Here is a 4,127-nt window from a genome sequence, read left to right on the forward strand (position 1 = left end):
ACAATTAGAATTAGCCATAGCGAGCACCTCACTGTATTATTTTTTTTTGGTTAAAAATATTATACATGATTTTCTCGCTATGGTTCTATATTTTTTTGGTGTTGCATTTAATTATACAACGAACCTTAATTTTTCTAAAAAAACCTATTGCATTAATATATTTATTATGTTATTATATTTGTTGTCGCCGGATATGCCGAAGTGGTGGAATTGGCAGACGCGCTGGACTCAAAATCCAGTGGGGCTTAAACCCCGTGCGGGTTCGACTCCCGCCTTCGGCACCAAAGTGTAACCCATAATCGTTGAAACCGTTGAAATTTCAAGGTTTTGAGATTATGGGTTTTTTATTAATAACCTAACCCTAAATATAACATCGATCCGTAACATTGGAATACTACAAAACTATGAATCTTTTAAATACGCCTATGTACTAAAGACCTGGGATTCTCCGAGGCAAACATCATTTATCTTACGTGTATAGCATATATTTTATATCGAGGTGATCTGTTATGAAGATAAACGATGAATATATTACCCAAAACCCCATATATAAGGAAGAAACAATTAGACATAAGGCTAGATTAGACGAAGAAGAAAGAAGGGCAAAGATCTCTGCTGAAGCTAAAAGAAAAAAAGATTTTAGAAAAAGATTAATTTATGGTGTTGCTAGCCTGATTATGGTACTAATAATTTATTTTAAACTAATAAAAGCATTTGGTAATTAATAAATACTCCTACCCAAAAACAAAAGTTGTATGCTCAAATATACTTTAGTCATATCGCCAAATATGCCAATCAATAATAAATGTCCCAAAATACATTATTGTTTAGAATATTTGAATTTATATAAAGCATCCTATTTTATATAGGAGGTGCTAATATGTCCGAAATAGAAAAACTTCTTAGAGATGTAGATAAATTAAAGACCAATTTAAATGAGTTAATCAAGGAAAAAAACTTTAATTTACAAGACCCTGAAATCATTAAGGCTAGTCAGGACCTTAATAATGTTATTAACAAATATAACAACTTGATTATTAAAAAGATGTAGTTATATTAGCTTAAAATATGCGAAATAAAAAGACCAAGGTTTTTTTGCATTGGTCTTTTGTTATCTAATTTATTTTCCCAAAATAATATTTATATCCATAAGCTTTTTCTGCAACTCCAATAATTCATTCTTCAATCTGTCGTATTCACCATCTAAAAAATCAGGATCTATCAATTTATCCGTCCTGTATACAAGGGCTTCAAATTGATCATATACCCTCTGTAATTCCTTTTCTATCTCCTGTTTTTTCTTTACAGGCTCTAATGTATCGCCGATTTGACTTCTTAATACTACATCCTTTATTTCAAATGCATCACCTAAGTTTGGTATGATTGTCTCTATATCCAGTTCACTCTCTATTAAGTCTGCTAAAACCTCTGTTGTCTCCTCTCCATGGACTAAAAATATCTTTTTAGGTTTTATTTTAAAACCCCTAACCCAGTCCATAAGTACCCTTTGATCTGCATGTGCGGAAAATCCCTCAAGATCATGTATTTGTGCATCCACCCTTATCTCTTCACCAAGGATCTTTATATTTTTTCTCCCATCCAGTATCAATCTGCCAAGGGTGCCCTCTGCTTGATAGCCCACAAATACCACACTGTTTTTACTATCCCATATATTGTGCTTTAGATGATGGCGTATCCTGCCTGCAGTACACATACCGCTAGCCGATATGATAACTTTTGGAAAATTATATTTATTAAGCATCATGGATTCCTCTTGAGTCTTTATATAGAACAAATTAGCAAATTCAAATGGATTATCTCCCCTTAATATGAGCCCTTTTGTTTCCTCATTAAAGCAATTAGAGTTTTTTGTAAAGGCTTCCGTGGCCATAACGGCCATAGGACTGTCTACATATATGGGGATCTTCATGAATTCATCTACATTCTTATCATATTCGTAATACTTATTAAGCTCATATATTATTTCCTGAGTCCTTCCTACAGCAAAGGAAGGTATGATAACCGTCCCGCCCCTCATAGTAGTGGAGTTTATAATTTCCACCAATCTTTTTGCACTTTCCTTTATATCATCATGTATCTTATCACCATAGGTGGATTCCATTATTAGATAATCCGCATCCTCTATAAAATCAGGATCATTGATTATGGTATGCCCCGGCATGCCCAGATCACCGGAAAACACAATCTTCGTAAAGTTTGAGTCCTCCCGTATCCATAATTCTATTATGGCTGAGCCCAGTATATGGCCTGCATCCCTCAATCTCACAACAATATCTTCATTTAACTCAATCCTTTGGTCATATAGATAGGTTTCAAAATATTTTAGGCTTAAATTTGCATCATCTACCGTATACAATGGTTCTACAGGGGGTCTACCTGCCCTTTCCCTCTTTCTATTCTCCCACTCTACATCCGATTGCTGAATATTTGCACTATCTACAAGCATTATTTTACATAGATCATAAGTGGCCCTAGTGGATATAATTTTCCCCTTAAAACCCTCTTTCACAAGCTTTGGGATCCTTCCACTATGATCTATATGGGCATGGCTCAATATTAAAAAATCTATTTCCGATGGATCGTATCCAAACGCCTCAAAATTCAATTTTTCCAGCTGTTCACTGCCTTGAAACATGCCGCAGTCCAAAAGGATTTTATACCTATCAGTTGTTATCAATATATTTGAGCCTGTAACTACTTTTGCAGCACCTAAAAATTTAATATTCATAATAAAAATCCCCCTGTATAAGGCTTATTTTAGATAGGATATGCTTTCATTTTGTATATTAATATTATTCTACAAAAAATCTTATTTTCCTCCATATACCTATCTAGAATAAATCCTTTCAAGCCTGTTTCCCAATCTACTTAACAACTCATTTGTTATTGTCCCCGACTCTTTGGCAATCTGCTCAGCACTAATTCTTCCTCTTCCATCCTGTCCAATAATAGTAACAACATCACCTTGTTCTACATTTTTAATATGGGTAATATCAACCATCAACTGATCCATACAAACCCTACCAATAATAGGGGCATATTCACCATTTATCAGCACAGCACCCCTACCGCAAGATAGATTTCTTGGTAGACCATCGGCATATCCAATAGACACAACTGCAATTTTTGTATCCCTATCGGCAGTAAATTGACGTCCATATCCAACAGTTTCTCCTATTGCAATCTGTTTAATCGTAACTATTCTTGCTTTCAGGGAAAGCACAGGGCGCAAATCTACAGATAATTTTGTTTTATCATCTTTGCTGCTTAATACACCATAAAGGGCAATTCCAATACGGGCATAATCACATTGAAGTTCTGGATAATTAAGCACCCCATAACTGCTTTGAATGTGTATTTTACCCGGATCAAGCCCTAAATCATCCATGCATTTTATTGTTTGATAAAAACAATCTATTTGGTACCTGGAAAATTCAATATCAGAAGGGGTTAAACTATCCGCTACACATAGATGGGAGTAGGTCCCCCCTATAATTAGGTTTTTACATCCATATATTCTCTTAATATTTGAGATATTATCAAACATTTCTCCCAAGCGATGCATACCCGTATCTAGCTTTATATGCACCTTTATTTTTTTACCGTATCTATTCAATGTTTCTGCATAGGTACTATCAACTACTGTCTGAATTAAATGATAATGAACTAGGCTTGATATATCCTTAGGATTAGTATACCCCAATACCAAAATATCACCTTCCACACCATGTTTACGTAGATCAATACCTTCCGTAATTGTTGCTACTGCAAAGGAATAGACTCCCGCCCTATTTAATGCCTTTGAAACCTCAACATCTCCATGGCCATATGCATTTGCCTTTACAACTGCCATAAATTCACAACCCCGTGGTAAAATCTTTTTTAATACTTTTAAGTTGTGACACAGGTTCGTTAGATTAATCTCCGCCCATGCCCTGCCTTCTTTAAAATTGATTTTTTTCCCCTCCCTTCAAAGTGCTGTAGGCTCTCGAAAACTCGAAGAGCTTAATCTTACTTTATTTCAAGGTTCGGCTTTTTAGCTTCACCCCTACTTTTTGATTAATATTCACTTTAAAATTTCCAATTCTACTTACCATTACTTCCCT

Annotated in this window: 4 protein-coding genes and 1 tRNA gene; 3 read left to right on the top strand and 2 right to left on the bottom strand. The window is 34.8% G+C overall.

Going from position 1 to position 4,127, the window contains the following annotated elements:
- The first annotated feature begins 195 nt into the window (after positions 1-195).
- The 3 genes from EJN67_RS13800 to EJN67_RS13810 all read left to right on the top strand — a co-directional run bounded on the left by EJN67_RS13800 (position 196) and on the right by EJN67_RS13810 (position 1,051).
- A tRNA-Leu gene (locus tag EJN67_RS13800) sits at positions 196-284 on the top strand.
- A gap of 225 nt (positions 285-509) precedes the next feature.
- A complete protein-coding gene (locus EJN67_RS13805; RefSeq protein ID WP_129725009.1) occupies positions 510-725 on the top strand; it encodes a hypothetical protein in 216 nt (71 codons plus the stop codon).
- Positions 726-880: 155 nt separating this feature from the next.
- A complete protein-coding gene (locus EJN67_RS13810; protein WP_129725010.1) occupies positions 881-1,051 on the top strand; it encodes an aspartyl-phosphate phosphatase Spo0E family protein in 171 nt (56 codons plus the stop codon).
- A 69-nt stretch (positions 1,052-1,120) separates the two neighbouring features.
- Here the strand turns inward: EJN67_RS13810 and EJN67_RS13815 are convergent, their stop codons facing one another.
- Both EJN67_RS13815 and vanT read right to left on the bottom strand, forming a co-directional pair.
- On the bottom strand, positions 1,121-2,749 hold the full coding sequence (locus EJN67_RS13815; RefSeq protein WP_129725011.1) for an MBL fold metallo-hydrolase RNA specificity domain-containing protein: 1,629 nt from the start codon (positions 2,747-2,749) through the stop codon (positions 1,121-1,123).
- A gap of 99 nt (positions 2,750-2,848) precedes the next feature.
- A complete protein-coding gene (gene vanT, locus EJN67_RS13820) occupies positions 2,849-3,976 on the bottom strand; it encodes a serine racemase VanT catalytic subunit (protein ID WP_129725012.1) in 1,128 nt (375 codons plus the stop codon).
- Positions 3,977-4,127 lie beyond the last annotated feature (151 nt).

Source organism: Xylanivirga thermophila, assembly GCF_004138105.1.
GTDB classification, from domain to species: domain Bacteria; phylum Bacillota; class Clostridia; order Caldicoprobacterales; family Xylanivirgaceae; genus Xylanivirga; species Xylanivirga thermophila.